At 69.8% G+C, this 26262-nt stretch carries 17 protein-coding genes, 1 pseudogene and 1 riboswitch; of the genes and pseudogenes, 9 read left to right on the plus strand and 9 right to left on the minus strand.

Annotation, left to right across the window (positions count from 1 at the left end):
• Nucleotides 1-128: 128 nt before the first annotated feature.
• The gene (locus L2X99_RS12970; protein ID WP_236126373.1) at nt 129-3863 is read right to left on the minus strand and encodes an alpha-L-fucosidase; all 3735 of its coding nucleotides are present in this window, start codon (nt 3861-3863) and stop codon (nt 129-131) included.
• Between the two features lie 138 nt (nt 3864-4001).
• Nucleotides 4002-5129: a hypothetical protein gene (locus L2X99_RS12975; RefSeq protein ID WP_442923449.1), complete on the minus strand. Its 1128-nt coding sequence runs from the start codon at nt 5127-5129 to the stop codon at nt 4002-4004.
• 6 nt (nt 5130-5135) lie between these two features.
• A riboswitch (ZMP/ZTP riboswitch) is annotated at nt 5136-5212 on the minus strand.
• Between the two features lie 23 nt (nt 5213-5235).
• Here L2X99_RS12975 and deoD point away from each other — a divergent pair.
• Nucleotides 5236-5949 (plus strand): purine-nucleoside phosphorylase, encoded by a 714-nt coding sequence (gene deoD / locus L2X99_RS12980; RefSeq protein ID WP_236135216.1) that lies wholly within the window; start codon nt 5236-5238, stop codon nt 5947-5949.
• Between the two features lie 556 nt (nt 5950-6505).
• Here the strand turns inward: deoD and L2X99_RS12985 are convergent.
• Complete coding sequence (locus tag L2X99_RS12985; RefSeq protein WP_236135217.1) at nt 6506-8257, minus strand: beta-galactosidase; 1752 nt, start codon at nt 8255-8257, stop codon at nt 6506-6508.
• Nucleotides 8258-8355: 98 nt separating this feature from the next.
• On the opposite strand from L2X99_RS12985, the gene L2X99_RS12990 reads away from it, so the two are divergent.
• Nucleotides 8356-9381 (plus strand): LacI family DNA-binding transcriptional regulator, encoded by a 1026-nt coding sequence (locus tag L2X99_RS12990; protein WP_236126368.1) that lies wholly within the window; start codon nt 8356-8358, stop codon nt 9379-9381.
• Between the two features lie 195 nt (nt 9382-9576).
• On the opposite strand, the gene L2X99_RS12995 is transcribed toward L2X99_RS12990, so the two are convergent.
• The gene (locus L2X99_RS12995; protein WP_236135218.1) at nt 9577-13443 is read right to left on the minus strand and encodes an endo-alpha-N-acetylgalactosaminidase family protein; all 3867 of its coding nucleotides are present in this window, start codon (nt 13441-13443) and stop codon (nt 9577-9579) included.
• Nucleotides 13444-13790: 347 nt separating this feature from the next.
• Between L2X99_RS12995 and L2X99_RS18665 the strand changes: the two are divergent.
• Nucleotides 13791-14315: pseudogene (locus L2X99_RS18665) on the plus strand (glycoside hydrolase N-terminal domain-containing protein); the annotation flags it as partial.
• 128 nt (nt 14316-14443) lie between these two features.
• Here L2X99_RS18665 and L2X99_RS13005 read toward each other — a convergent pair.
• Nucleotides 14444-14605 carry a hypothetical protein gene (locus tag L2X99_RS13005; protein ID WP_236135220.1) on the minus strand — a complete coding sequence of 54 codons (162 nt, stop codon included), beginning with the start codon at nt 14603-14605 and terminating at the stop codon, nt 14444-14446.
• Here L2X99_RS13005 and L2X99_RS13010 point away from each other — a divergent pair.
• Nucleotides 14596-16875 (plus strand): glycosyl hydrolase family 95 catalytic domain-containing protein, encoded by a 2280-nt coding sequence (locus L2X99_RS13010; RefSeq protein ID WP_236135221.1) that lies wholly within the window; start codon nt 14596-14598, stop codon nt 16873-16875. The two genes, L2X99_RS13005 and L2X99_RS13010, sit on opposite strands and share 10 nt — an antisense overlap.
• Before the next feature lie 100 nt (nt 16876-16975).
• Nucleotides 16976-18013: an FUSC family protein gene (locus L2X99_RS13015; protein WP_236126364.1), complete on the plus strand. Its 1038-nt coding sequence runs from the start codon at nt 16976-16978 to the stop codon at nt 18011-18013.
• 122 nt (nt 18014-18135) lie between these two features.
• Here the strand turns inward: L2X99_RS13015 and L2X99_RS13020 are convergent, their stop codons facing one another.
• Complete coding sequence (locus L2X99_RS13020; RefSeq protein WP_236126363.1) at nt 18136-18786, minus strand: TetR/AcrR family transcriptional regulator; 651 nt, start codon at nt 18784-18786, stop codon at nt 18136-18138.
• 66 nt (nt 18787-18852) lie between these two features.
• Here L2X99_RS13020 and L2X99_RS13025 point away from each other — a divergent pair, with 66 nt between their 5' ends.
• Entirely contained in the window at nt 18853-19671 is an 819-nt protein-coding gene (locus L2X99_RS13025) for an oxidoreductase (protein ID WP_236126362.1), read from the plus strand.
• 24 nt (nt 19672-19695) lie between these two features.
• Here L2X99_RS13025 and L2X99_RS13030 read toward each other — a convergent pair whose 3' ends face one another.
• Nucleotides 19696-20109 (minus strand): protease inhibitor I42 family protein, encoded by a 414-nt coding sequence (locus tag L2X99_RS13030; protein ID WP_236126361.1) that lies wholly within the window; start codon nt 20107-20109, stop codon nt 19696-19698.
• Between the two features lie 63 nt (nt 20110-20172).
• Here L2X99_RS13030 and L2X99_RS13035 point away from each other — a divergent pair, with 63 nt between their 5' ends.
• From L2X99_RS13035 to L2X99_RS13045, 3 genes are all read left to right on the plus strand, one after another.
• Nucleotides 20173-22806 (plus strand): DEAD/DEAH box helicase, encoded by a 2634-nt coding sequence (locus L2X99_RS13035; RefSeq protein ID WP_236126360.1) that lies wholly within the window; start codon nt 20173-20175, stop codon nt 22804-22806.
• A 210-nt stretch (nt 22807-23016) separates the two neighbouring features.
• Nucleotides 23017-24090 (plus strand): M4 family metallopeptidase, encoded by a 1074-nt coding sequence (locus L2X99_RS13040; protein WP_236126359.1) that lies wholly within the window; start codon nt 23017-23019, stop codon nt 24088-24090.
• Entirely contained in the window at nt 24065-24673 is a 609-nt protein-coding gene (locus L2X99_RS13045) for a protealysin inhibitor emfourin (protein WP_236126358.1), read from the plus strand. Before L2X99_RS13040 ends, L2X99_RS13045 begins: the two co-directional genes overlap by 26 nt.
• Here L2X99_RS13045 and L2X99_RS13050 read toward each other — a convergent pair.
• Nucleotides 24670-25560: a hypothetical protein gene (locus tag L2X99_RS13050; protein WP_236126357.1), complete on the minus strand. Its 891-nt coding sequence runs from the start codon at nt 25558-25560 to the stop codon at nt 24670-24672. The two genes, L2X99_RS13045 and L2X99_RS13050, sit on opposite strands and share 4 nt — an antisense overlap.
• Before the next feature lie 70 nt (nt 25561-25630).
• On the minus strand, nt 25631-26167 hold the full coding sequence (locus L2X99_RS13055; RefSeq protein WP_236126356.1) for a hypothetical protein: 537 nt from the start codon (nt 26165-26167) through the stop codon (nt 25631-25633).
• Between the last annotated feature and the right edge of the window lie 95 nt (nt 26168-26262).

The raw sequence follows: 26262 nt of genomic DNA on the forward strand, positions 1-26262 counted from the left end.
CGTCCGCCGCTCCGGCTCCGGCCGCTCCGATCGGCCCGGCGATCGACGCGAACCGCACGCTCAGGTCGCAGAATCCGTCGCCACGACACGACTCCCGGCGACAGGAACTGCGACCTGAACAGAGACGCTCAGGCGGGACCGACCTCGATACCACCGCACCGGAGACCATGGCCGTTGCCATGACCGTTTCCGTGGCCACCGCCGTTGCCGTGCCCGCCGCCGTGCCCGTGGCCGCCGCCGTGACCGCCGCCGTTGCCGTGCCCGCCGCCGTTGCCGTGACCGCCGCCGTTCCCGGCCCTGACCACGACCTTCTGCTCGGCTCGTGTCCGGTCGGGTCCGCTTGCGACCAGCAGGTACGTCCCGGGAGCGACTCCGGCGATGTGCAGCGTGGCCGAACCCGCGCCGGAGGCATCCGTCGTGATCGTCGCCTTCGGCCGTGCCTTGCCGTCGAAGCCGACGGTGACCTTCGCCCTGGCGGGGAAGTCGGCCACCGAGACGGTGACCTTCGAGCCGACCTTCACCGGGTCCGCGCCGATGCTCACGCTCGGCGCCGCATCGCGGAGCGCGATCCGCCAGCCCTGCGCCTCGAGGCCTTCGAACACCTCGCGCGCCGAGCGCTCGCCGAACGTGGGCGGCTCGCTCCCGCCGTACAGATCGACGACGATCGGCTTCTCGGCGGTGCCGTAGCCCCAGAACGGAGTGTCCGAGTCGGCGCAGGAGACGCCTGCGCGCAGGTGCACTGCGGCACCGGGTGCCAGTTCCGTCTCGCGGAACTGCTCGAGCGACGAGAAGGGATGCGCTTCGGATCCGTCCCCGGCGCGCTCCGCTGTGCAGTCCAGCCACACCTCGGACAGACGTCCCGGGTCCTCGGTCAGCGTGGGGTGCAGAGCGAGCTTCGCCAGGGCGAACGGTCCGCGCGCCGAATCGACCACCACCCGGAACCGCTGCGCCGTCGTCGGCGCCGTCAGCGTGACGATGCGGCTCACCCCGATCGTGCCGGCGCCTCCGACCTTCTTCCAGGCGCCGTCCACCTCGGCCTCGATGTGGAACGCATCGACCGACTGGCCTGCGACATCCACGCCCTCGGCGAGCGTGACACGCGTGACGGTCTGCGGCGATCCGAGGTCGACGGTGAAGGTCGCCCCCGCCCCCTCGCCCTTCCAGGCCGAACGGCGGCTGCCGTCGGTGAGCGCTGCGGTCGACCCGTCAGGCGCCTCGACCGGAAGGCCGAGCGCGAGGTCGGTGCCGAGGGCCTTGCGGCGCTCGGCCGCGAACGAGTCCAGCGCGGCGACGGATGCCGGGGCGAACGAGCCGTCCGTCGTGGGCGGGTTGTTCAGCAGCATCACCGAGTTGCGACCCACCGTGTTCAGGTAGTGGTTCAGCAGGGTCGGCCCGCTCTTCGGGGTGTCGGTGGGGTGCGCGAACCAGCCCTGGGTGAGCTTCATGTCCGACTCGGTGGGCCACCAGTGCAGCGCGTTCGCTCCGCCGGCCGCGCCCGCGATCAGCGTGGCATCCGATCCGACCTGCTCGAAGGAACCGCCGCCGACCACGCCGATCTTGCCGCCGTCATCCGGCACCTTGACGGCCATCGGCGCCCACTCGTTCTGCCTGGCGGTTCCCGACTCGTTGCCGACCCAGCGCACGTCGCGCCCGCCGACCGCGACGACGGCGTTCGGCTGCAGCTTGCCGATGAGGTCGTAGAACGCGGGGTAGTCGAACAGCTCCTGCTTCTCGGTGTTGCCGTTGGATCCGTCGAACCAGACCTCGTCGATCTGGCCGTACTGGGTGAGGATCTCGTACAGCGAGTTCAGGAAGTACGCGCCGTAGTCGGTGGCGTCGTAGCTGAACGTGGGGATGTCCTCACCGGCCCGGTCGTCGCCCTCGACGAGCGTCGGAATGGTGCGCTCCGACTTGGGGCTGCCGTTGCCGAAGCGTCCGGTGAGCTCCTCGTGCGAGTCGGCGGGCGACATGTACAGGCCGACCTTCATGCCGTACTTGCGCGCCGCGTCGGTGAACTCCTGCACGAGGTCGCCCTTGCCGCCCTTCCACGGCGTCGCGGCGATGTCGTAGTCGGTGTAGCGCGACGGGTAGAGCACGAAGCCGTCGTGGTGCTTGAGAGTGAGGATGGCCATGCGATGGCCGGAGTCGCGCAGGGTCTTCATCCAGCCGTCCACGTCGACGTCGCCGGTCGGGTCGAAGCGTGCCGGGTCCTCGGTGCCGTGGCCCCACTCCTGGTCGTAGAAGGTGTTGATGCCGAAGTGCACGAAGGCGGTGAGGCCCATCTCCTGCCAGCGCAGCTGCTGCGGGGTCGGCCGTACGAGCGTGGACTTCGCGATCACGTTCGCCGGGCAGTCGTCGGCCGAGATCTGCACGTAGTCGCCCGGCTCGACGTCGCCGAGGTCGGCGCACGGGATGACCGGCTTCAGCTGCTGGTACTCGAAGGACTTGGCGCTGAACGGCTCGGTGAGCAGCGCGAATCGCGCCCGGTCGATCTCGCCGACGAAGGCGCGTCCGCCGATGTTCGGGATCTCGTTTCCGAAGGAGGCCGTCACGGTCGCGCCCGTGTTGCGCGTGGAGCGCTCGTCCGCCTTCACCGCGGGCAGCTCGGTCCCGTCGAGCCAGGCGATCATCTCGGCGCCGCCGTCGTCCAGCGGCTGATACGCCACCGAGACGATGTGCGCCTTGCCGTTCGCCGGCAGGCCGGTCGTGCCCATGTGGTCGGTCCAGGTGCCGGACTGATTCGAGCTGAAGCCGTACTGCAGCGCGTCGTTCCGGTAGCGCACCGAGAGGTTCCCGCCGACGGCGGCGAGGGTCGCGAGGTCCTTCTGCGCCGTGTCGGCGGTGAACTCCAGTTCGATCACGAATCCGGCATCCAGCGCCGCTCCCGTGAACGGCGCGTCGGATGCGGTGAAGTCGGCGGCCTGCGCGGCCGACGCGAGCGCCAGCTTCCCGGAGGCGACCGTCGCCCCGCTGCGCATCGTGAGCGCGCCGTCGAGTGCGTCGCCCGCGCCGGCCCGGTACGTGCTGCCGTCGACGGTGCCCGAGAACCCGGCGTTCAGCAGTGCCTTCGTCACCGGCGCCGGCTGGTAGGTGTTCTGCGCGGGGTCGTAGGCGGTGAGCCCGGATGCCACGCGCACGCGGCCCAGGTCGCCCTGATATCCGCGGCTCGTGGCAGCCGGGTGCACGTCATTGCCGAACCCGAACGAGGCTGCGGCGGACGCGTTGATCGCGGCGGGGGCGTCGGAGACGACCGGCGCGAGCTCGACGCCGTCGAGTGCCAGGTGCAGCTCCGCACCGGAGCCCGCGCGGATGTACTGCACCGAGAGATCGTGGCCGGTGCCGCCTGCCGGTGCGGGAGCGGTCAGGCGGTGCTTGGTCCAGGCGCTGCCGCTGACCGAGTCGAAGCCGTAGACCAGCTGACCGCCCTCGACGCGCACGAACAGGTTGCCGCCGGCACCGAACAGCGTCGCCATGTCGGTCTGGCTCGTCGCCGGCGTGATCGACAGCTCGGCGACGAAGCCGCTCGTGGCGTCCGGATCTGCGAGCGTGAAGCCGGAGGCGTCGAAGCGGATGCCCTGACCGCCGCCGCCCAGCGTCACTCCGCCACCGGGGATCTGCTCCTCGCCGCCGTCCATCCGGTGCACCGTGCCGCGCATGGTCTCGCCCTCGACCGTCGTGTAGGTCGTGGTGCCGACGAGCGACCCGCCGAACGCGATGTCGAGGTCGTCCGTCTCAGCGGCGGACGCCGCTCCAGGTGTCATGAGAGCTCCGATGACGACGGTCGCGCTGAGCGCGGCGAGGGCGCTGCGGACCGCGCGCCCTCCGGCACGCGATCCGGGCCGGGGTGTGTAGGGGACACGCATCCTTCTGCTCCATTGCGTCGGTGGTGGGGATCACCGAGGACGCTAACAGAGATCGGATGTATCGACAAGGGATTCCCCTCAGAATGCACGGAACGCGCGAATGTTTGCGCTTTCATCGGGTGTCTACAATGATGGTACTCAGTGCCGGAACAGGCGCAGCCCGGTCTGCACGTGCGTGATGCCGTGCTCGGCCGCGGCAGCGACGACCTCGTCGGTGCGCGTCGATCCGCCCGGCTCGACGATCGTCGCGACACCGTACTCGGCGGCGTGGTCGACGTTGTCGCGGAACGGCAGGAAGCCGTCCGACACCAGGGTCACGCCGGCGAGGTCCGCGCACCAGGCGTCGCGCCAGCCGGCATCCGCGTACCGATCGGATGCCTCGGCCCCGAACAGCTCCGCGAACTCCGCGCGCTGCGCGCGGGTCATCTCGGCACCGGCGAAGCGGATCTGCCAGTTCAGCCGGTCCTGCCGCCGCATTCCGGCGACCTCGGGCAGCTCGCACACGAAGGCGTGCCGGCGCAGCCACCACACCCGCGCCTTGGCGCCGGCGAGGCGCACGCAGTCGACGCGGTTCTGCTGTCCCGCCCTATGCCGATCGCGGCACCGGCACGCACCAGCACGACGGAGTTCGACTGGGTGTACCGGGCGGCGATCATGCCCAGCAGCGCATCGCGGCGGCCGGCGTCGTCGAGCACTCCGGCCGGCAGCGCGGTCGCGACGTCGGCGGCATCCCGGTCCTGCTCGAGCACCGCGCCGAGCAGCTCGCGGCGCTCCCGGCGCGGCGGCTCCGCCGGCATCCGCCTCGAACACCAGAAACCGGCCGCCGCGCTTCCCGCTCAGCAGCGCGACCGCACCCTCCTCGTAGCCCGGGGCGATCACGGCGTCGCAGATCACGCTGCGCAGGAACTCGGCGGTCGCCGTGTCGACGGGGCGCGAGAGCGCCACCACGTCGCCGAACGACGACTTCGGGTCGGCGTCGCGGGCGCGCACATAGGCCGAGATCAGGCCTCCGTCGTCGTGCACGCGCCAGGTCTCGGATGCCACGTCGTCGATCTTCCCGGCGACGGCGGCGCCGGCCGGCGAGACGTGCTTGAAGGATGCCGCGGCGGGCAGTCCGGTGGCGGCATCCGCCTCGCGCACCAGAGCCGACGCGTTCAGCGCATCGAGGTAGTTGATCATCGAGGGCTCGCCGTTCAAGGCGGCCGGCCCTCCGGTGACCTCGGCGGCCTGGTGCGGATTCATCCCGTATCGCATGTGTGCTCCCATCGTTCCGATGGGCACCCAGGCGGTCGATGCCGTACTCCACGCTCCCCGCCGGTCACCCGGCCACGCCAGTCGCGGTTCCAGGCTACCGCGCGGATAGCCTGGCTGAATGAGCACTCCGCACATCGCCGCAGCCCCCGGCGAGATCGCCCCCATCGTCCTGTTCCCCGGAGACCCGCTGCGGGCGAAGTGGATCGCCGAGACCTTCCTCGACGACGCGGTGCTGTACTCGCAGACCCGCGGGATGCTGGGCTTCACCGGCACCTGGCAGGGGCACCGCGTCTCGGTGCAGGGCTCCGGCATGGGGCAGCCGTCGATGTCGATCTACGCCAACGAGCTGTTCGACCAGTACGACGTGCAGACCGTCGTGCGGGTCGGCTCGTGCGGCGGGCTCACCGAGCGCGTCGGCATGCGCGACATCATCATCGCCAACGGCGCCTGCACCGACTCCGGCATCAATAGGGTGCGGTTCCAGGGACTCGACTACGCCCCGGTCGCGGACTTCGGCCTGCTGCGGGCAGCGGTCGAGGCATCCGAGACGATGTCGCTGGCCAGCGCCGTGCACGTCGGCCTGCTGTTCTCGAGTGACCAGTTCTACACGACGCGGCCCGAGCTGAACGACCCGTTCATCGCGCACGGCGCGCTCGGCGTCGAGATGGAGACCAGCGCGCTGTACACGCTCGCCGCGTACCGGCAGCGCCGCGCGCTGAGCATCTGCACGGTGTCGGATCACCTCGTCACGCACGAGGCGACCACCGCGCAGGAGCGCGAGCAGACCTTCGGCGACATGATCGAGATCGCGCTGCGCGCGGCGACCGCCTGACTCCGACGCTCCGGTCGCGGTCGCGGTTCGGCTCAGCTCAGCTCGGCTCGGCTCGGCTCGGCTCGGCTCGGCTCGGCTCGGCTCAGCTCGGCTCGGCTCGGCTCAGCTCGGCTCAGCTCAGCTCAGCTCAGCTCGGCTCGGCTCGGCTCGGAACTAGCCTCGCCCGGCGTCCAAGTCGCAGTTCGTCCCCGAATCACCACAGCCCCGGCATTCAGGTCGCGGTTCGTCCCGGAATCCGACCGACAGAACGGGACCAACTGCGACCGGAGCGACAGAGGAACCGGCAGAGCGGGACCAACTGCGACCCGGAACGACGCGGACAGGGCGACTCACAAGCCGGCTTCACCGAACGTCCAGGTCCCGGCTCGTCGCCGAAACCGGGCTCGCCCCGACGTTCAGGTCGCAGTTCGTCCCCGAATCACCACAGCCCCGACGTTCAGGTCGCAGTACATCCCGGAATCCGACCGGCAGAACGGGACCAACTGCGACCTGAACGAAAGAGGAACCGGCAGAGCGGGACCAACTGCGACCCGGAACGACCCGGCGGCCCCGGCGCTCACGCGCCGATGAACTCCTCGGATGCGCCGAAGTCGGGGTTCTCGCGGATCTCGACCCTCGCGCCGAGGCGGTCGGTGTCGAGTACGACGATCTCGTTGCGGCCCTCGCGCCACAGCGGACCGGGGGCGTAGAGCGTGACTTGCGGGCCGCGCTCCCAGTACCGGCCGAGCAGGAAGCCGTTCAGCCAGACCATGCCCTTCGCCCCGCCGGGGAACGCGAGCCAGGCGTCGGCCGGATCGGTGACGTCGAAGGTCGCGGTGGCGAGGCCGTCGGGGGGCGTTTCGTCTCGCTGCGCTCGCTCAACGACCACCGACTGCGGCACGACGCGGTGCTCCCAGCCGTGCGCGTACCGACGCCCGATGAGCACGCCGCCGAGGATGCCCTTGCGCTGCCCGGTATACGGCCCGTAGTTGATGCGCCCGAGGCTCTCGACCACGATCGTCAGCACACCCTCACCGCCGGATGCCGGCAGCGCCAGCGACTGCTCGCCGTCGTGCTCGATGGTGCCGAGCCGCACGCCGTCGAGGAACACCGTCGCCCGGTCGCGCAGCTCGAGCAGCCGCAGCGTCGACGAAACCGGGTACGACACGGATGACTCGTACGCGACGACCCCGTCCTCGACCCCGAGCTCCTCGTAGCTGAGCGGCTGAGGCGCGGTCGCCGCCACCGGCTGCGCGCGCACCACGTCGAGCAGCGACGCCACCGGCGACAGTGCGGCGGATGCCGCGGACTGCCGCCTCGGGGCATCCGGCACCTCCGGCAGCGGGCCGGAGTGGAACGGGGCGAACGCCGCGCGCAGCGCGTGGAACTTGTCGTTCACGGTGCCGTCCTCGCCGATCGGCGCATCCGAGTCGTAGGACGTGATCGTGGGCTGGATCGCTCCGTCGTGGTTCGCGCCCGCCCACAGCCCGAAGTTCGTGCCGCCGTGCGCCATGTAGACGCTGACCGAGCCGCCCTCATCGAGAAGCTCCTGCACGGTGCCGATCATGCTGTCGGCCGAGCGCACGTGGTGGTGCTCGTCCCAGTGGTCGAACCAGCCGCCCCACAGCTCGCTGCACATCAGGTGGTGGTCGTCGCGGCGCAGCGCCACCGCGTCCTGCACGCCGGTGCCGAAGGTGAAGGTGCCCATCGCCCCGGCCACCGACCCGTTGCGCACCATGTCGGGCAGGGTGCCGTCGGCGGTCGTGAGCATCTCGACCATCCCGCGCGAGCGCAGTCCGTCGCGCAGGTGCTCGAGATAGGTGGCGTCCGATCCGAAGGATCCGTACTCGTTCTCGACCTGGATCAGCCGGATCGGGCCGCCGTGCGCGGCCTGCAGCGGCTCGAGCTGCGGGATCAGCGCGTCGTACCAGGCGTCGACGGCCGAGAGGAACCCGGCATCCGACGTCCGCAGTGCGCGCACCCGTCCGGACAGCCAGAACGGGATGCCCCCGTTCGACCACTCGGCGCAGATGTACGGGCTGGGACGCACGAACACGTCCAGCCCCACCTCGCCGGCGATGCGGATGAACCGCGCGATGTCGCGCCATCCTGTGAAGTCGTACTCGCCCTCCACGCGCTCGTGGAAGTTCCACGCGACGTAGGTGTCGACGGTGTTCGCACCCATCGCCGCGAGGCGGCGCAGCCTGTCCTCCCACTGGTCGGGATGGATGCGGAAGTAGTGCACCGCGCCGGACAGGATGCGGTTCGGTGCGCCGTCGCGCAGGATCTGGCCGTCGTGCCAGGTGAGCGAGGGTACGGAACCGGTCAAGACGTCTCCCCAGATCAAAGAATGTTTGCGTTCACACTATCTCAGCAGAGGCTATGAGGATCCCCGGATTCCCGGGGATGGACCGTTACCATGGCTCCATGTCACCCCGTCGCCCGAGCGTGGACCGCGCCCCGAATCAGCTCGACGTCGCCCGCGTCGCCGGCGTCAGCGCGCAGACCGTGTCGCGCGTGCTCTCCGGCCAGCAGAACGTGCGGCCCGAGACGGCTCGCCGCGTGCACGCCGCCGTCGAGTCCCTGGGCTATCGGATCCATGCCGCCGCCGCGTCGCTGGCCTCCGGCCGCACCCGCATCCTCGGCATGATCATCGTCTCCACGGACCGGTACTCCTCGGCCGCTCTCGCCGCCGGCGTGGAGCAGGCGGCCGCCGCGAACGGCTACACGGTCACCATGGCCGCCGTGCCCGACCACGCGTCGACGGCGGCCTTCATCGATGCGTTCGACCGGCTGGAACGGCAGGGCGCGGAGGGCATCGTGCTCGGCCTGCCCGTCGAGCTCGACTCCCCGGCGATGCGCATGCGCACCGATCGCACGCCGTCGACGCGCACCGAGCACGCCTCGCTCGACATGGACGCCCCGCTCGTCGTCGACCAGCACGCGATCGCCCGTCTGGCCGTCGAGCATCTGCTCGACCTCGGGCACCGCACGGTCTGGCACGTGCCGGCGGATGAGTACTGGATCGAGTCGCGGCAGCGCCGCGAGGCGTGGGAGCAGGTGCTCACCGAGCGCGGCATCACCCCGCCGCCGGTGATCCCCGGCGACTGGACTCCCGAGTCGGGTTATCGCGCCGGCCGCACGATCGCCGCGATCCCGGATGCCACGGCGGTGTTCGTCTCGAGCGACGAGATGGCGTTCGGACTGATCCGCGCCCTGCACGAGGCCGGACGCCGAGTGCCGGAGGACGTCTCGGTGGTGAGCGTCGACGACATCGCGCTGGCCGCGTTCGCCTCGCCCGCGCTGACGACCGTGCGGCAGCCGTTCGAGGGCATGGGCCGCGCCGCCGCGCAGCGCCTGATCGTGCACATCGAGGGCCGCGACGCCGAGGCGGCCGATGACCTGCATCCCGAGCTCGTGATCCGCTCCTCCGCCGCACCGCCGCGCGCCTGACCCGCAACCGTTGGGACCGGAGCAGGAGGGGCGCCGGCCTTCCTGAAGCTCCGGTCTCACTCGTTGCGGGTGCCGTGAGGAGCACACCCGCAACCGTTGGGACCGGAGCAGGGAGGGAAGGCCCGGAACATGAAGGAGCGGATGCCGCATGTGCGGCATCCGCTCCTCAGGATCACCTGGCGTGTCGGGCCACCGTCATGATGCGCAGGTGAACTTCGCGTCGGCCCAGTCGGCGTGGTCGTTGCCGTTGCCGTCGCCGCCCTCTCCGACGACCAGCTCGACGTACTGCCCGCCGGTGACGTCGGCGGTCAGGTCGAAGGTCTCGCTGGTGGGCTTCATCAGCGGCGAGGTGACGACGGTGGTGCCGTCGACCTTCACCGAGAACTCGACCGATCCGCGGGTGGGCTGGGCGTCGTCGACGCCGACCTTCGCGGTGAACGTCGTGCACTGGCCGCCGAGGAAGTACTTCACGGTGCTCGGCGCGTGAGCACCCAGCCCCTTCTCGAACACCACCCCGTTCAGGGTGAGCGGGGTGCCGTCACCGGCGCCCTGTTCACCGTTGGAGAGGTCGCGCTCCACTGGACCCCAGCCGTTCGTCGTGCTGACCCAGTCGTGGTCGCTCGCGTAGACGGTGCCGGTCGGAGGCTTCGGCAGCGTCTTCACCTGGGTGGTGTTCTGCACGCTCCTGGTGCCCACCGGGTCGGCGGTCGTCGTGTACGTCGCGGTCGCGGCGACATCGTACGAGCCGTCGGCGGATGCTGGTGCGGTGATGCGCCACTGGGTGACCAGCGTGCCCTTCGGCGCGATGCTCGCGGCGGTGGCCGGTGTCACGGCCTCGGCCGTCCAGCCCTCCGGAACGGCGAGCTTCACCGTCACATCCGAGATCGCCGCCGACTCGTCGGAGGTGAACGTGGTCGTGTACGTGCTCGGGGTGCCCTGCTGGATCACGTCGCCGCCGAGCTTGCCGCTCAGCTGCGCGCAGGCGGGAACGGCGTCGGAAGCCCCCAGGTCCTCGACGAGGAAGTCGTCCAGGATGAGGTCGGCGTCGCCGCCGGCGATCCGCTCCAGCCCGACGAAGGTGTCGCCGCAGGCGCTCGCGTCGACGATCTGCTCGAACCGCGTGGTCTCGTGCACGGTGCCGAACGGCGTGCGCTGGGTGACGCGCGGACCGGTCGCGGAGTCGTAGCCGGTGACCCACGCGTACTGGCCGGCCTCGGTCGACTGGTGGTCGAACGAGACGCGGTAGCGGTGTCCGGCCTGGAACGGCACGGAGTACTCGCTGGTGCGGTACACCAGGCCCGAGTTCTCCTGGTGCGCCATGAGCGACCACTCGCCGTTCAGGACGTTGTCGATCTTGCGGCCGTTCCAGCCCTGCTGCGTGTAGTCGTTGCGCTTCGCGATGTGGGTGCGCGGATCGGTGCTGCCGCCGGCGTTGCCCTTGAAGAAGGGACCCCAGCCGGCGTCCACGTCCTCGAAGTCCTCGCTGGCGATCACGTCACCGCGGAGTTCCGGAGCGGCGGAGCGGATGATGCGCACGTCGTCGATCCGCACAGCGGCATCGCCGTCGCCCGCGGCGAACGACAGCGTCACCTTGCCGTTGCCGCGCTTCGGCACCGTGAAGTGCACCTTCAGCCGCTGCAGAGTGGTGCCGTGCCATTCGTCGGCCGCCACGTAGTTGACCGCGTTCGACGAGTCGATCGAGACCTTGGCGTCGTTCCCCTTCGGCACGTCCACGCCGAGTGTCACGGGGCGGGTCTTGTCCTTGTCGATTCCCACCCAGGCGCTCGCGGTGTACTCACCCGGCTTGAGCTTGTCGAGCTGCTGCGAGATCGAGGCCTTGCCGGCACCGATCTTCGCCGAGCGACGGCCGAGGCCGTCGCGCTCGATCGCCACGTCACCGCGCGGATGCCACGACGAGAGAGTGGTCTCGTTGAACCCGGGGTCACTCACCGGGGTGTCCTGGCCGAAGTCGGCGCTGCGCGGCAGCGCGCTGCCGGCATTCGTCTTCTTTCCCTCGACCAGCACGTACGGCTGCCCGGCCTTCGCGTCGATCGTGACGGTGCCGTTCACCACGGGCACGTCGGCGACCTTGGTGCGGCCACCGTCGCCGAGCGAGAACAGCTGCATGGTGCGGTTCTTGCGGAAGTCGTCGGTGAGAGTCCAGGTGGTCTTCCCGCCCGCGGGGTTGTAGTGGTAGAGCTTGTCCACCCGACCGTTGTCCTTGGACGCCCAGGGCAGCAGGTAGCTGGTGCCGTGCAGCACCTCGGCGCCGTCGACGGTGATCGACCGGCTCGCGGCATCCGTGCCCGTGACCCGCACGCCGTCCTCGAGATCGATCGCCTCGTCGGTCCAGCGGGTGATCTCGTGGTGCTGCAGGAACTTGGCGGGAACGTTCGCCTCCCACACATTCTTCAGGAAGCCGTTGAAATCGTTCTGCCCGGTCCACCCCTCGAACTCGACGATGTGACTGGTGCCCAGGCGCGGGTCGGGGTTCCAGACATCCGCCTCGGTGTTGTTCACGAAGCGCAGGATCTGCGAGTTGACGCCCTTGTTCGACGAACCGCCGTAGTTCTCGTCGTTGGCCCAGTGCGACCAGGTGTTGTTCGCCGGCAGCTTGTCGGCCCACTCCGAGCCCACGCGGAAGCCGTGGTCGATCAGCGACTCCTGGATCTTCTTCGCCAGCCATCCGTACTGGTAGTAGACGTCGACGTAGACGAAGTCGAGGTTGTCGTTCGTGGCATCGGCCAGTTCGCCGATGCGCTTGTCGAGCCGGCCGGAGTTCGTGTCGAAGCGCTGGTCGATGTAGTACGACTGGTCGAGCCAGTTCCACCCGGGCGACTTCGGGTTCATGATGTCGTCGCTGAACGAGTTGGCCTCGGGGTAGATCTCGGTGGCGTTGATGTGCACGCCGAACGAGGCGTTCCACTTCTTGCCCGCCTTCAGCGCGTCGTTGAGCTCGTCCAGCCCGCCGGCGCGCTCGTTGAAGTTGTCGCCGTAGTCGGTGTTCGCCGAGTCGTGGCCCTCGCTGGTGTAGCCCTTCAGCATCGCCACCTGGCCGAGGCCGTCGGTGTTCAGCGCGATGCGCTTGACGTCGTCGAGCGTGCGCAGGAAGGGATGCGTGGCCTGCGAGGCGAAGTTGAACGGGATGTGCGTGATGACGTTGTCGGGGGTCTGCTCACCCTTGTACGGACCGACGCGAAGGTCGCGCAGGGCGATCGCGCCGTCCTGCCAGTCGACCGCGCCGTCGTCGTTGGCGTCGGGGGTGATGGCGACCTTGACCCAGGGCAGCTCCTCGGGTTTCGGAGCGTCGGCGGCCCGGTACAGCCACTGCCCGCTCGAGATGCCGATCTCGACGTTCTCGCCGTCCTTGACGGCCTGACGCCAGAAGTTGCCGGAGTCCTTGTTCGCGGGGCCGCTCGAGGCGTCGTACATCACGTTGGTGGTGAACGCTGCGGCGAGGCTGCCGGTGTTCGCGATGACCGTGTTCGACGACACCGGTGCGGCGTCGACCGGGGTCTGCGCGGTCAGCGGGATGAACGTGTCGCCCGACTTCGCCCGGTCGACCGACAGGTTCGCGGCGGAGACCGCCGAGCCGGAGTCGGCCGACGAGACCGTCACCAGGTTCTGGCCGGGGAAGCGCAGGGTCGCGACCTTCTTGCCCGGGTCGACGATCTTGGTGAAGGCGAGCGTCACGACGTTCTTCTTCGCGCTCAGGCGCACCCGCAGCTCGACGCCGTCGAGCCCCTCCGGCACGATCCGGTAGTCGACCGCCGAGCTCGAGGTCTTGTGCGAGGTGACCCGGACCGGCACGCTCTCACCGTTGATCTCGATCGCGGTGAGGGGCACGTCGTTGCCCTGCATGACCGCACCGCTGCGCCGGTCGGTGTAAGCGATCACCTGCGGGAACGCGCTGGAGGCCTGCACCTCGAGCGAACCGGTGCGAAGCACCGGGTCTGCGTGGTCGGCCGCCCACGCGGGAGCCGTGCTGAAGGCCGAGAGGCCCGCCGCGACGACCGCACAGGTCAGGCCCACCCCCGCCCATCGTCGTTGCGTCGTCTTCACCCTGGTTCTCCTTCGAATCGGCGTCAGGTCACGATGATCGCAGAAGATGTTTGCGGAAACAAGAGTGGGAGATGCATACCCCGCAAACCGTGTCGAAAGATGACATCTCATCGCACGAAGATCATGTCGGGCGCTAACACTCAGTCTAGACATCGGATGAATCGATGCGTAAGAATGCCGAGCAGTGCCTCTCACGGGGCACGCTCCCACTCCCCACCGATGACGCTCCGGAGGCATCCATGCTCGACACCCGGCTCTCCCGTCGCCAGGCGCTCCAGATCGGCGGCTTCGCCGCCGCGGCCGCTCTGGCACCCACGTTCCTCGCCGCACGACCGGCATCCGCGGCGATGACCGCGCCGCATGCCGCGGCATCCGCAGCAGGGTCACTGCCGCGTCCTCGGCTGTCCCGGTACGCCCTCTGGTACGGCACGCCGGCAGCCGACTGGGAGACCCAGGCGCTTCCCATCGGCAACGCGCGACTCGGCGCGAAGCTGTTCGGCGACCCCGCCGCCGATGTCGTGCAGTTCAACGAGCAGAGCATGTGGGGCGGGCTGAACGACTACGACAACGCGCTGGCAGGACAGCCGGACGGCGCGTACGACACCTCGGTGACCGGCTTCGGCTCGTACCGCGACTTCGGCACCGTGACCGTGTCATTCGGCGGTCGCACCGCCGTCACCTCACCCGGCGGCCCGTACAAGACCTCGGGCTCCGAGGGTGTGGACAAGAGCTACGACGGCGACTCGCGGACGAAGTGGTGCATCGACGGGCCGCCCGCGCAGGTGATCTGGCAGGCCGAGCTGGCGAACCCGGCCGAGGTCGCCTCGTACACCCTGACCAGCGCGAACGACGTCCCCGCCCGAGACCCCCAGGAGTGGAGCTTCCAGGGCTCGGCCGACGGCTCGTCCTGGACCACGCTGGACAGCCGCGCCGGCGACCCCTTCGAGAGCCGGTTCCAGACGAAGAGCTACGCCGTGGCGCAGCCCGGCTCGTACCGGTTCTACCGGTTCGTGTTCGTGCCGAAGGCGGGAGTGAGCCACTTCCAGCTGTCAGAGATCGGCCTGGCCGGGGTCGCGCTCTCCGGCGGGGACGCCTGGTACGTCTCGTCGCCGAGCGGCCACGCCGACTCGCTGCTCGGCAGCGTCGACGGCGATGCCGGCACGGTGTGGCGCGTCGGCAGGACCAGGTCCGACGCGATCTGGCAGATCGAGTCCGCGACGAAGCGCGCCTTCACCGGATACACCCTCACCGCCGGCATCCGACGGCCCGGCACACGATCCGCGGTCGTGGACCGTCGCCGGATCGCACGACGGCCTCACCTGGACACCGCTGCACGAATGCAGCGGCGAGGCCTTCGCCGAACGGGGACAGACCCGTGCGTTCACATTCCCGAACACCACGGCTTACGCGCTGTACCGCATCACCTTCACCGGCCACGCGGCGTTCCGTGTCGCGGGGATCGCGTTCACGGCGGGAGCGTTCACGACGGCGGGCGCACCCGCCGTCGTCGACTACCGTCGCGCGCTCGACATCGCCGACGGCACGTACAGCACGCACTTCGCCACGAAGGAGGGCACCGTGCTGCGCGAGGCGTTCGCATCGCGCGACTCCGACGTGATCGTGCTGCGCTATTCGACCGACCGCAAGGGCGGGCTGAACGCCGACATCGGCATGAGCTCCGCGCAGGAGGCCGGCACAGCCGCGGATGCCGGGAAGCGCAGACTGTCGTTCTCGGGCACGATGGCGAACGCCCTGAGCTACGCCGCCGTCCTGCAGATCGCACGCACAGACGGAAAGGTCTCCGCCGCAGGCGACGGGCTGCGCGTGACCGGCGCGACGTCGATCACCCTGCTGCTGGACGCGCGCACCGACTACCTGATGGATGCGTCGAAGGAGTGGCGCGGAGCGGCGCCGGCGCCACGGATCGAGAAAGCACTGGCCGCGGCATCCTCCCGCTCGTTCGACCGGCTGCGCTCAGCGCACGTGAAACAGGTGTCGACATTGATGAAGCGAGCGGCGGTCGATTGGGGACGCACCGCCGACGACGTGCTCGCGCTGCCCACCCGCACGCGTCTCAGCCGATATGCGGGGGGCGAGTCCGACCCGACGCTCGAGCAGACCATGTACGCCTACGGACGGTACCTGCTGCTCAGCTCGTCGAAGCCCGGCGGGCTGCCGGCCAACCTGCAGGGGCTGTGGAACAACAGCAACCAGCCGGCCTGGGCCAGCGACTATCACACCAACATCAACATCCAGATGAACTACTGGGGCGCCGAGACCACCGACCTGCCCGAGGCGCACGAGGCGCTCACGGCGTTCATCGAGCAGGTCGCCGTGCCCAGCCGCATCGCCACCCGCAATGCGTTCGGCGACGTGCGCGGCTGGACGGCACGCACGTCGCAGAGCATCTTCGGCGGCAACTCGTGGGAGTGGAACACTGTCGCCAGCGCCTGGTACGCGCAGCACCTCTACGAGCACTGGGCGTTCACGCAGGACAAGCGCTACCTGCGCGACCACGCCTACCCGCTGATCAAGGAGATCTGCCAGTTCTGGGAGGACCGCCTGAAGGAGCTGCCCGACGGAACTCTCGTGGCCCCGGACGGCTGGTCGCCCGAGCACGGACCCCGCGAGGACGGCGTGATGTACGACCAGCAGATCATCTGGGACCTGTTCCAGAATTACCTGGACTGCGCGAAGGCCCTCGACGTCGACAGGAAGTACCGGGCCAGGATCGCCGACATGCAGTCCCGGCTCGCACCGAACAGGATCGGCAGCTGGGGTCAGCTGCAGGAGTGGCAGACCGACCGCGACGACCCGGCCGACATCCACCGGCACACCTCGCACCTGTTCGCGGTGTACCCCGGACGGCAGATCACGACCGGCGACGAGGATCTCGCCGCGGCCGCCCTCGTCTCGCTGAAGGCGCGCTGCGGCGAGAAGGAGGGCGAGCCGTTCACCGCCGGCACCGTGTCGGGCGACAGCCGGCGCTCATGGACCTGGCCGTGGCGGGCGGGTCTGTTCGCCCGGCTCGGCGACGCGGAGCGCGCCGGGATCATGGTGCGCGGCCTGCTCACGTACAACACGCTGCCGAACCTGTGGGCGAACCACCCGCCGTTCCAGCTCGACGGCAACTTCGGCATCACCGGAGCGATCGCCGAGATGCTGCTGCAGAGCCACGACGGCGCGATCCGCCTGCTGCCGGCGCTGCCCGCGGACTGGGGCGAGCGCGGATCGTTCACCGGTCTGCGGGCCCGCGGCGGCTACTCGGTGAGCTGCGAGTGGCGAGACTGCAGAGTCGTGTCCTACGACGTCGTGGCCGATCGCGCGCCGAACATGAGCAACGTCGTGGCGGTGGTCAACGGCCGGCGGCGCAAGGTGAAGCCGGCGAACCCGAAGTCGGGCAAGAGGATGCGCGACCTCGGCCCCGCCTGAGCCGCGTGGGCTGCCGGTGCCCGCGAGAGACCACGTCCCGCTCGGGAGGTGGTTTCTCGTCCAGGGCGGGAGCTGCCGCGGAGCGACTAGCGTGGTCGGCATGCGCATCCCCGCCGCGCTCCGCACCGCCCGCCGCGCTCCTCTGCTGCAGGTGGTCAAGTCCGCTGTCGCGACGATCGTGGCGTGGCTGCTCGCGGGCTGGCTGATCCCGGGACCGCTGCCGATCTTCGCGGCCATCGCGGCGCTGCTGGTCGTGCAGCCGAGCGTGAACCAGTCGCTGTCGAAGGCTCTGGAGCGCAGCGTCGGCGTGATCGCCGGCGTCGTGATCGCCGTGCTGCTCAGCCTGCTGCTCGGCCCGCAGAGCTGGGTGGTGCTCGCCGCCGTCGTCGTCGCACTGGCGATCGCCTGGGCGCTGCGCGCCTCCCCCGGCACGGGCAACCAGGTCGCGATCTCGGCCGTTCTCGTGCTGGCGCTCGGCTCGTCGAACCCCGACTACGCCATCGATCGCATCCTCGAGACACTGATCGGCGCTGCGGTCGGCTTCGTCGTGAACGTGTTCATCGTGCCGCCCGTGCTGAGCGGGCCGGCACGACGGGATGTCGGGCTGCTGGGCGGTGAGGTCGCCGCCAGCCTCGACCGGCTGGCCACCGCGCTGCCCGAGACGCGCACCCCGGCGCAGCTGCAGGAGCTGATGCTCGAGGTGCGCCTGCTGCGACCGATGAACGATGCCGCCGAGGCATCCGTGAAGGCCGCGGAGGAGTCGCTCGCGCTGAACCCGCGCGGGTCCTCGCACCGCGATGATCTGCGCCAGGTGCGTGCGCTGCTCGACACCGTGTCGCCGATCGTCACGCAGGTGATCGGCATGACCCGCGCGTACTTCGACCACTACGAGGACTCGCTGTCGTCGGATCCGACCGTGCGCGCGATCGCCGAGCAGCTGCGCCGCGCCGGTCACGACGTGCGGCTCGCCGTGCAGGATGCCGCCGCCGCGCCGGAGCCGGACGACCTGACCAGTGCCATCCCGGCGCTCACGACTCCGCTCGTGGTGCGCGCACCGGCATCCGATCACTGGATCCTGGTCGGCTCGCTGATGGAGGATCTCCGCCGCATCCACGGCGAGCTCGCCGGCGAGGCGTAGGTCGCCGCACGGCGCCGACGCCCCTGCTCCGGTCTCACCCGTTGCGGGTGCTTCGGCACCGCACCCGCAACGAGTGAGACCGGAACAAGCGGGGGATCAGTCGCCGCGAGCATCCATCGCCGTCAGGCGGCGCCGCGGAGCACGGCCTCGACGGCGTAGCGCAGCTCGGCGCGCACGTCGGTGACGTCCTGCTGCTCGGCGCCGGCCAGCCGGGGGAACCGCTCGGCGACCGCCTCTCCGAGCCAGGCCGGCGGAGCCGCGCCGTTCGTGCTGCGCTCGAGGGTCGCATAGGTGCGGATGAGGCTGTCCAGCAGCATCGCAAGGCGCAACGCGTCGACCGGCGCGTCATCCGCGATCGCGTTGAGGAGCGCGTCGATCCAGGCGTAGGCGCGTGGCTGGGTGGGCATGCCTGTCGGCTGCACCTCGGAGAGCCACGGATGCTGCGCATAACGATCCGCGAGCAGTTCGGTCCATGCGCGGCAGCGATTCTGCCATCCGTCGCCCTCGATCGCGGGCGGATCGCCGACCGCCGAGTCGACCATCAGGTCGATGAGCGTCGCCTTGGCGTCGACGTAGCGATAGAGCGCCGTGGTGGTCATGTCGAGCCGCGCGGCCACCCGGGCGAGCGAGATGGCGTCGAGGCCGACCTCGTCGGCGAGTTCGACCGCCGCCTCGGCGACCTGTGCGAGGCTCCACCGCGCCTTGGGCCCCTTGGCCGCGGGCGGATCGATCCCCCAGAGCTGACGAAGCGCGCGATCCCCTTGACTGTGCATGACATTCACTGTAACGTCCTTAATCAGTGAACGACATTCACAGTTAAAGCATCCAAGGAGCAGATCATGACGAACTTCCTCATCACCGGCGCATCCTCCGGCATCGGCGCCCGGGTCGCCGCGATGCTCGCAGCGCAGGGGCACACCGTCCTCGGCGCCGCACGCAACACAGCCGCGATCGCCGAGATCGACGGCGTCGTCCCCGTGCCGCTCGACCTCACCGACGAGGTGTCCATCACCGACGCCGTGGCCACGGCCACCGCCGAGACCGGGCCGATCGACGTGCTGATCAACTGCGCCGGCTATGGCGAGTTCGGCAGCGTCGAGGAGACCTCGCTCTCGGACGCCCGCGCCCAGCTCGAGGTGAACGTGGTCGGAGCGGTCGGCATGATCCAGGCCGTGCTTCCCGGTATGCGCGAGGCCGGGCGCGGCCGCATCGTCAACGTCTCGTCGCTCGCCGGCGAGTTCGCCGCTCCCCTGGGCGGCTGGTACCACGCCTCGAAGTTCGCGCTAGAGGCGATCTCGGACTCGCTGCGCGGCGAGGTCGGCCAGTTCGGCATCGACGTGACCCTGGTGCAGCCCAGTTACGTCGCGACCGACTGGCACGACACCGCGATGGATCGCTTGGAGCGGGCATCCGGCCGCGGCCCGTACGCCGCGATGGCCGCCGCGATGCGCAAGTACTTCTCCAGCCCGGCGCTGGCGAAGCAGATGTCGAGCGTGGATGCGGTGGCCGAGCTGATCGTGAAGGCGGCGACTGTCGCCCGCCCGAAGACGCGCTACCGGATCGGTCCTGGCGCGAACATCGCCGTCGCCCTCGCCACCGTGCTGCCCGACCGCGCCTTCGACGCCATGACCCGCAAGCAGTTCGGCTACGCCGCCTGAGCGGCGCGGTATCCGGCGCCGGCGTCAGCGCACGACGATGCGGTAGGTCTGCGTCATCTGCCGGGCGGGGTCCTCCGGGACCTCGCCGCGGAAACGGTACTCGTAGTTCAGCGTGACCTCACCCGGGCCGACGGCCTCGTACGTGTCCGTCATCTCATGACTGCCGCCGACGCCGTCGTGCTCGTCCCCTGAGACGGGCTCGGGCTCTTTCTGCGCGAGCACCGCCGGATCGGGCTCCTCGGTCAGCACCCATGCGTCACCCACGCCGGAGCTCCACTCGCCGAGGTGGACGAGCACGGTGTCGCCCTTGTCCACAGTCGCGCTCGATGTCCCGGCGCCGACTGTCGCGGCCGGCTCGGGCGCCGCTGCACCCGTACAGCCCGCCAGAGCGATGGCCAGCGCCGTCAGCATCGCCGCACCGGCGCCACGCGTCCTCATCCGCATCATCGTCCCCCTCGCCGCCCACGCTACTCGAACAGGCCGGCGTGAAAGGATCGACGGATGACCCTCGATCCCTCCTCCGTGCGCGGCTCCGACGCGGATGCCGTGTACACGGCCTTCGTGGAATGGGCCGAGGGCACCGGCATCAGCCTCTACCCGGCGCAGGACGAGGCGGTCATCGAGATCGTCTCGGGACAGAACCTGATCCTGTCCACGCCGACCGGCACCGGCAAGTCGCTCGTCGCCGTCGGCGCGCACTTCGCAGCCATGGCCGACGGCCGCCGCACGTACTACACGGCTCCGATCAAGGCGCTGGTCAGCGAGAAGTTCTTCGCGCTGGTCGACGTGTTCGGCGCCGAGAACGTCGGTATGGTCACCGGCGACTCGGCCGTGAACGCGGATGCCCCGATCGTGTGCTGCACGGCGGAGATCCTGGCCAACCTCGCGCTGCGCGAGGGTACGGACGCCGACGTCGGCCAGGTCGTGATGGACGAGTTCCACTTCTACGGCGACCCCGACCGCGGCTGGGCCTGGCAGGTGCCACTGCTCACGCTGCCGCAGGCGCAGTTCGTGCTGATGTCGGCGACGCTCGGCGACGTCACCGAGCTCGCCGCCGACCTGACCCGTCGCACCGGACGCGAGACGGCCGTCGTCACCGGCGTGGAGCGCCCCGTGCCGCTGCACTACTTCTACGAGGTCACGCCGATCCACGAGACCATCGACGACCTGCTGCACACCGACCGTTCCCCGATCTACATCGTGCACTTCTCGCAGGCGGCGGCGATGGAGCGGGCGCAGGCGCTCGCGAGCGCGAAGGTCGCCAGCCGCGAGCAGCGCGACGAGATCGCGGCGCTGATCGGCGACTTCCGGTTCACCACGGCGTTCGGCAAGACTCTGTCGCGGCTGCTGAGGATGGGCATCGGCGTGCATCACGCCGGGATGCTGCCGAAGTACCGTCGCCTGGTCGAGCAGCTCGCCCAGCGCGGGATGCTGCGGGTCATCTGCGGCACCGACACGCTGGGCGTCGGCATCAACGTGCCGATCCGCACGGTGCTGCTCACGGCGCTGACGAAGTTCGACGGCACCCGGATGCGCCAGCTGAACGCCCGCGAGTTCCACCAGATCGCCGGGCGCGCGGGCCGTGCCGGGTTCGACACCGCCGGCACCGTGGTCGCGCAGGCGCCCGAGCACGAGTCGGAGAACATCGCCGCCATCCGCAAGGCGGGGGACGACCCGAAGAAGAAGCGCAAGATCATCCGCAAGAAGGCGCCGGACGGCTTCGTGTCGTGGGGCGAGCCGTCCTTCAACAAGCTGATCGAGGCCGAGCCCGAGACGCTCACCTCGCACATGCAGATCACGAGCGCGATGATGCTCAACGTGATCGGCCGCGGCGGCGACGTCTTCGCCAATATGCGCGCGCTGGTATACGACAACCACGAGCCGCGCTCCCGCCAGCGGATGCTTGCCCTGCGGGCCCTCGGCATCTACCGCACGCTGCTGGAATCCGGGGTCGTGGAGCGACTACCGGTCGTTGAGCGAGCGACGAAGGTGGTCGTTGAGCGGAGCGACGAAGGAGCGCAGACGAAACGCAGAGACGAAACGCCCCAGCATCCGGGTGAAGGCGCTTCGTCTCGGCCGCAGGCGGCCTCGCTCGACGACCGGAAGTTCACGATCCGCCTCACTGTCGACCTGCAGCCGAACTTCGCGCTCAACCAGCCGCTGTCGCCGTTCGCCCTCGCGGCGTTCGAGCTGCTCGATCCCGACCCTTCGACGGGCTCGGGGACCCATACGTTCCCGCTGGACATGATCTCGATCGTCGAGTCCACCCTCGACGACCCGCGGGCGATCCTCTCCCAGCAGGAGTTCATCGCCAGGGGCGAGGCGGTCGCCGCGATGAAGGCGGACGGCATCGAGTACGACGAGCGCATGGAGCTGCTCGAGCAGATCACGTATCCGAAGCCGCTCGATGAGCTGCTGTCGGCCGCGTTCGACACGTTCAGCGCCGCCCAGCCGTGGATCCGCGACTTCTCGCTGCATCCGAAATCCGTCGTGCGCGACATGTACGAGCGAGCCATGTCGTTCGGGGAATACGTCGCCTTCTACAAGGTGGCCCGCTCTGAGGGCGTCGTGCTGCGGTACCTCTCCGACGCCTACCGCGCCGCCTCGCAGACCATCCCCGAGCACCTCAAGAGCGAAGAGCTGCGCGACCTGATCGAGTGGCTCGGCGAGCTGGTGCGCCAGGTCGACTCGAGCCTGCTCGACGAGTGGGAGGAGCTCGTCTCCGGGCATCCGGTCGACCACGAGGACGGCCCTGTGGTGCCTCCGGCGCCGAAGCGACTCACCACCAACGTGCGCGCGTTCCGCATCCTGGTGCGCAACGAGCTGTTCCGCCGCGTGCAGCTCGCCGCCCGCGAGGACCTCGACGCCCTCGCCGAGCTCGACCCGTCGTTCGACGGCTGGGAGGCCGCGCTGGACGGCTACTTCGCCGAGCACGACGAGATCCTCACCGGGGCGGATGCCCGCAACTCGGCGCTGCTGATGATCGAGGAGGGAGCGTCGTCGTGGAGCATCCGCCAGATCCTGGACGACCCGGAGGGCGACCACGACTGGGGCATCTCCGCCACCGTCGACCTGGCCGAATCGGATGAGGCCGGCCAGGCCGTGATCACGGTCACGGCGGTCGACCGGCTCTGAGCCGGGCCGGGACACCTGCACGACCCGGGAACATCTGCACGGTGGATTCCGTGTTCTGACCGTGCATCCGCTTCTCGGTCGTGCATCCGTGCCCGGAGACGCGTGCCGACCAGCCGGACGGGGCGCACACTGGAGATGGGCCGCCGCCGATGTCGGGCCCTGCGCGTATCGTCGGGGGCAACGACGAAGATGATGGAAAAGACGATGAAGATGACGAAGACGTATCAGGGCCCGATCCGCCAGGGCATCGTGCCCGCATATCTGCTGGCCCGGCTGGCGCAGTCCGAGCGGTACTCCACGGCGGCGGATGCCGCGCGGCAGACGCTGATCGCAGGACGGCCGCCGTTCCGATCGCGACTGGAGTTCTCGATCGACGAGTCCGGTGCGCTGGTCGCCGAGGTGACCGCGGCTCCGGATCGCACGATCTCGGATGCGAAGGGCACCGAGACCCTCCCCGGCACGGTCGTGCGCAGAGAGGATGATGCGCCCGTGGACGATGTGGCGGTGAATCAGGCGTTCGACGGGCTCGGCGCCACGTTCGACCTGCTGCTCGAGGCGTTCGAGCGCAACTCGCTTGACGGCGCCGGTGCGCCGCTGAACGCCACCGTGCACTACGGCCAGAAGTACGACAACGCGTTCTGGGACGGTGCGCGCATGGTGTTCGGCGACGGAGACGGAGAGGTGTTCCAGGGCTTCACCGGTTCGGTCTCGGTGATCGGCCACGAGCTGGGCCACGGCGTCATCCAGTCCTCGTCGGGCCTGGAGTACCAGGGCCAGCAGGGCGTGCTGAACGAGTCGATCGCCGATGTGTTCGGTGTGCTCACCGAGCAGCACCTGTTCGGGCAGACCGCCGACCAGGCGACCTGGCTGGTCGGCGAGGGCATTTTCACCGATGCGGTGCAGGGCCGTGCGCTGCGCGACATGCTGAATCCGGGTACCGCGTACGACGACGACGAGCTCGGCAAAGACCCGCAGCCCGCGCATATGCGCGACTACGTCACCACCGATGAGGACAACGGCGGCGTGCACATCAACTCCGGCATCCCCAATCGCGCCTTCGCCCTCGCCGCGACCGCACTCGGCGGCAACGCCTGGGAAGAGGCCGGCACGGTCTGGTACCGCGCACTCATCGGCGGGCTGCCCACAACGGCCACGTTCGCGCAGTTCGCCGACGCGACACTGGTTGCGGCGCGCGAACTCGGCGATAACGTGGAAGAGGCGGTCCGCAACGGATGGGTCGCCGTCGGAGTGATCGAGGATGCCACGAGTCGAACCACCGGATGACGCGTCTTCCGGCGTGATCGCGGTGCTCGTCATGCGCACCGGCGGGATCGCCGGCATCCGCCGGCGCTGGCGGGTCGATCCCCGCCCCGATGAGGAGCAGCGCTGGGTCGAGCTCGTCGAGAGCTGCCCCTGGGACGAGCCCGAGCCCGAGTCCCCGCTCGGGGCGGACCGGTTCACATGGACGATCCAGGCGACCACCCAGCACGACGAACGGCGCCGCGAGCTGCCGGAGTCCGCGCTCGTCGGCGCCTGGCGCGACCTCGTCGACGCGGTGCGGGATGCGCCACGGGAAGAGCCGCCCGATGCCCGGCCCGATGCCTCGTCTGCGGGGGAGAATAGCCGCATGGGTCTTTTCCAGCAGCGCCCCGAGGAGGAGCAGAACGAGTGGGCCGGACTGCCCTCCGAGCCGCTCGACCCGCAGAGCGCCGCAGAGCAGCTCGATGTTCCGCCGACGGCATCCGATCTCTTCGGCGTCGGCGGCGGTCCTCTGTACACGTCGGTCGTGTTCCCGGTCGCCGCGCCCGCGCCGGAAGCCGTGGATATCAGCGCGAACGGCGATGATGACGACGACGAGGACGACTAACCCCGCTGCCGCCGGATGATCGCCGAGAGCGCCGCTCCGACGACGCCGATCACAGCCGCGACGACGACGGGCATCCATCCGATCGCGAGCGCGGCGGGGAACACCTGCATGCCGGCCTCGGCCATCTCTCCGAGGTCGCCGGCCAGCACCCGCGACCCGAGTGCGTACTGGATCGCGGTGAACGCGGGCGGCACGATCCACAGCGCGCTCAGGCCGATGACCCAGACGATCAGTCGCGCCGGCGGCCAGCCGCCGCACCAGGCGAGCGCGAGACCGACGACGAGCGCCGGCAGCCAGCGCAGCACCAGGAGAACGCCCTGCGGAATGCCCATCGGGCCCGAGAGCAGCTGCACCCACATGCCGATCCACGCCGCGAACGGCACCGCGGCGAGCGCGATACCCAGAGCCGCCGGCCCGCTCGACGGACGCGAGATCAGCCAGTAGCCGACCTGCGCGAAGCCGACGGCGACGATCGCTCCGAACAGCAGACCGCCGAGGTACCACCACGAGCGGGTGTCGTCGAGGTTCAGTCCGCGGGCATCCGCGATGAAGCTCTGCGTGACGGCGACCGCGTGTCCGATCAGCACGCCGAGCGCGATCGGCCAGGCGGCCCAGGTTCGGGCGAGGATGTGGCGGGCAAGGCCCGCGAAGACGCCACCCATCACGATGAGCACGAACATGCTCGTCGCGTAGTACTGGCTCACCGGCAGCAGCGAGAAGGGCATCTGGAACTTCTGCACCTCGGTGCGCCACAGGTTCTGCACCGGAAGGATGCCGCCTGCGGCGATCCATGGGGCGATACCCGCGGCGACCCCCACGACACCGAGCGCCGTGCCCGCGAGCGCATTGCTCTGCTGCGGGGCATGCGCGGGGGTGTGGACACTCATGCCATCAACGTTGTCACGACATGCTGGGACGGGGCTGGATCGCGCCGCGACCCGAACGGATGAATCGGGGTCAGCGCGGTTCGCCGGGAGAGGGCCATCGCCCCGTCCGCTCCTTGAACCGGATCGCGGCGAGCACGGGCGACATGTCGTACACGGCCGGGTTCACCTGCATCCGGGTGCCGTCGGCCGCCCGCAACCGCAGGTGTGAGCGCCATCCCGCCTCCGTCACGCGGTATGCGGTGACATCGCGGTAGGCGATCGTCTTCTCGCGACCGAGGAACGTGCGGAAGCGCACCCCGTCGGCGTCCGGCTGCACGTACCTGTTGCGATGCATCAGCAGCACCAGCAGGCCGAGGATCAGCGACACGACCGCGCCGATCCGCATCGGCATCGGATCGGTGCCCGGCCGGGCGGAGAACCCGGCGAGCGCGAGGCCCAACCCGGTGATCAGCAGCAGCCAGCCGATCAGGGGCACGAACAGCGGCATCCGCTGCTGTCGAGGGCCGGTGTTCTGCGGGGCGGTGGGCCGCCGGAACATCCGCATGACCATGCCGATCACCAGCACCGCGACAAGCGCGATCAGCAGGAACTTGACGATGATGCCCACGAGCCGACGCTACCAGCGGATGCCTGGTCCCGATTCGCCCGGCGGGACTCGCACGCGCACTGCGGGGAGCCGCATCGCACGTGCACCCGACGCGG

Source organism: Microbacterium sp. KUDC0406, from assembly GCF_021582875.1.
Lineage (GTDB): Bacteria > Actinomycetota > Actinomycetes > Actinomycetales > Microbacteriaceae > Microbacterium.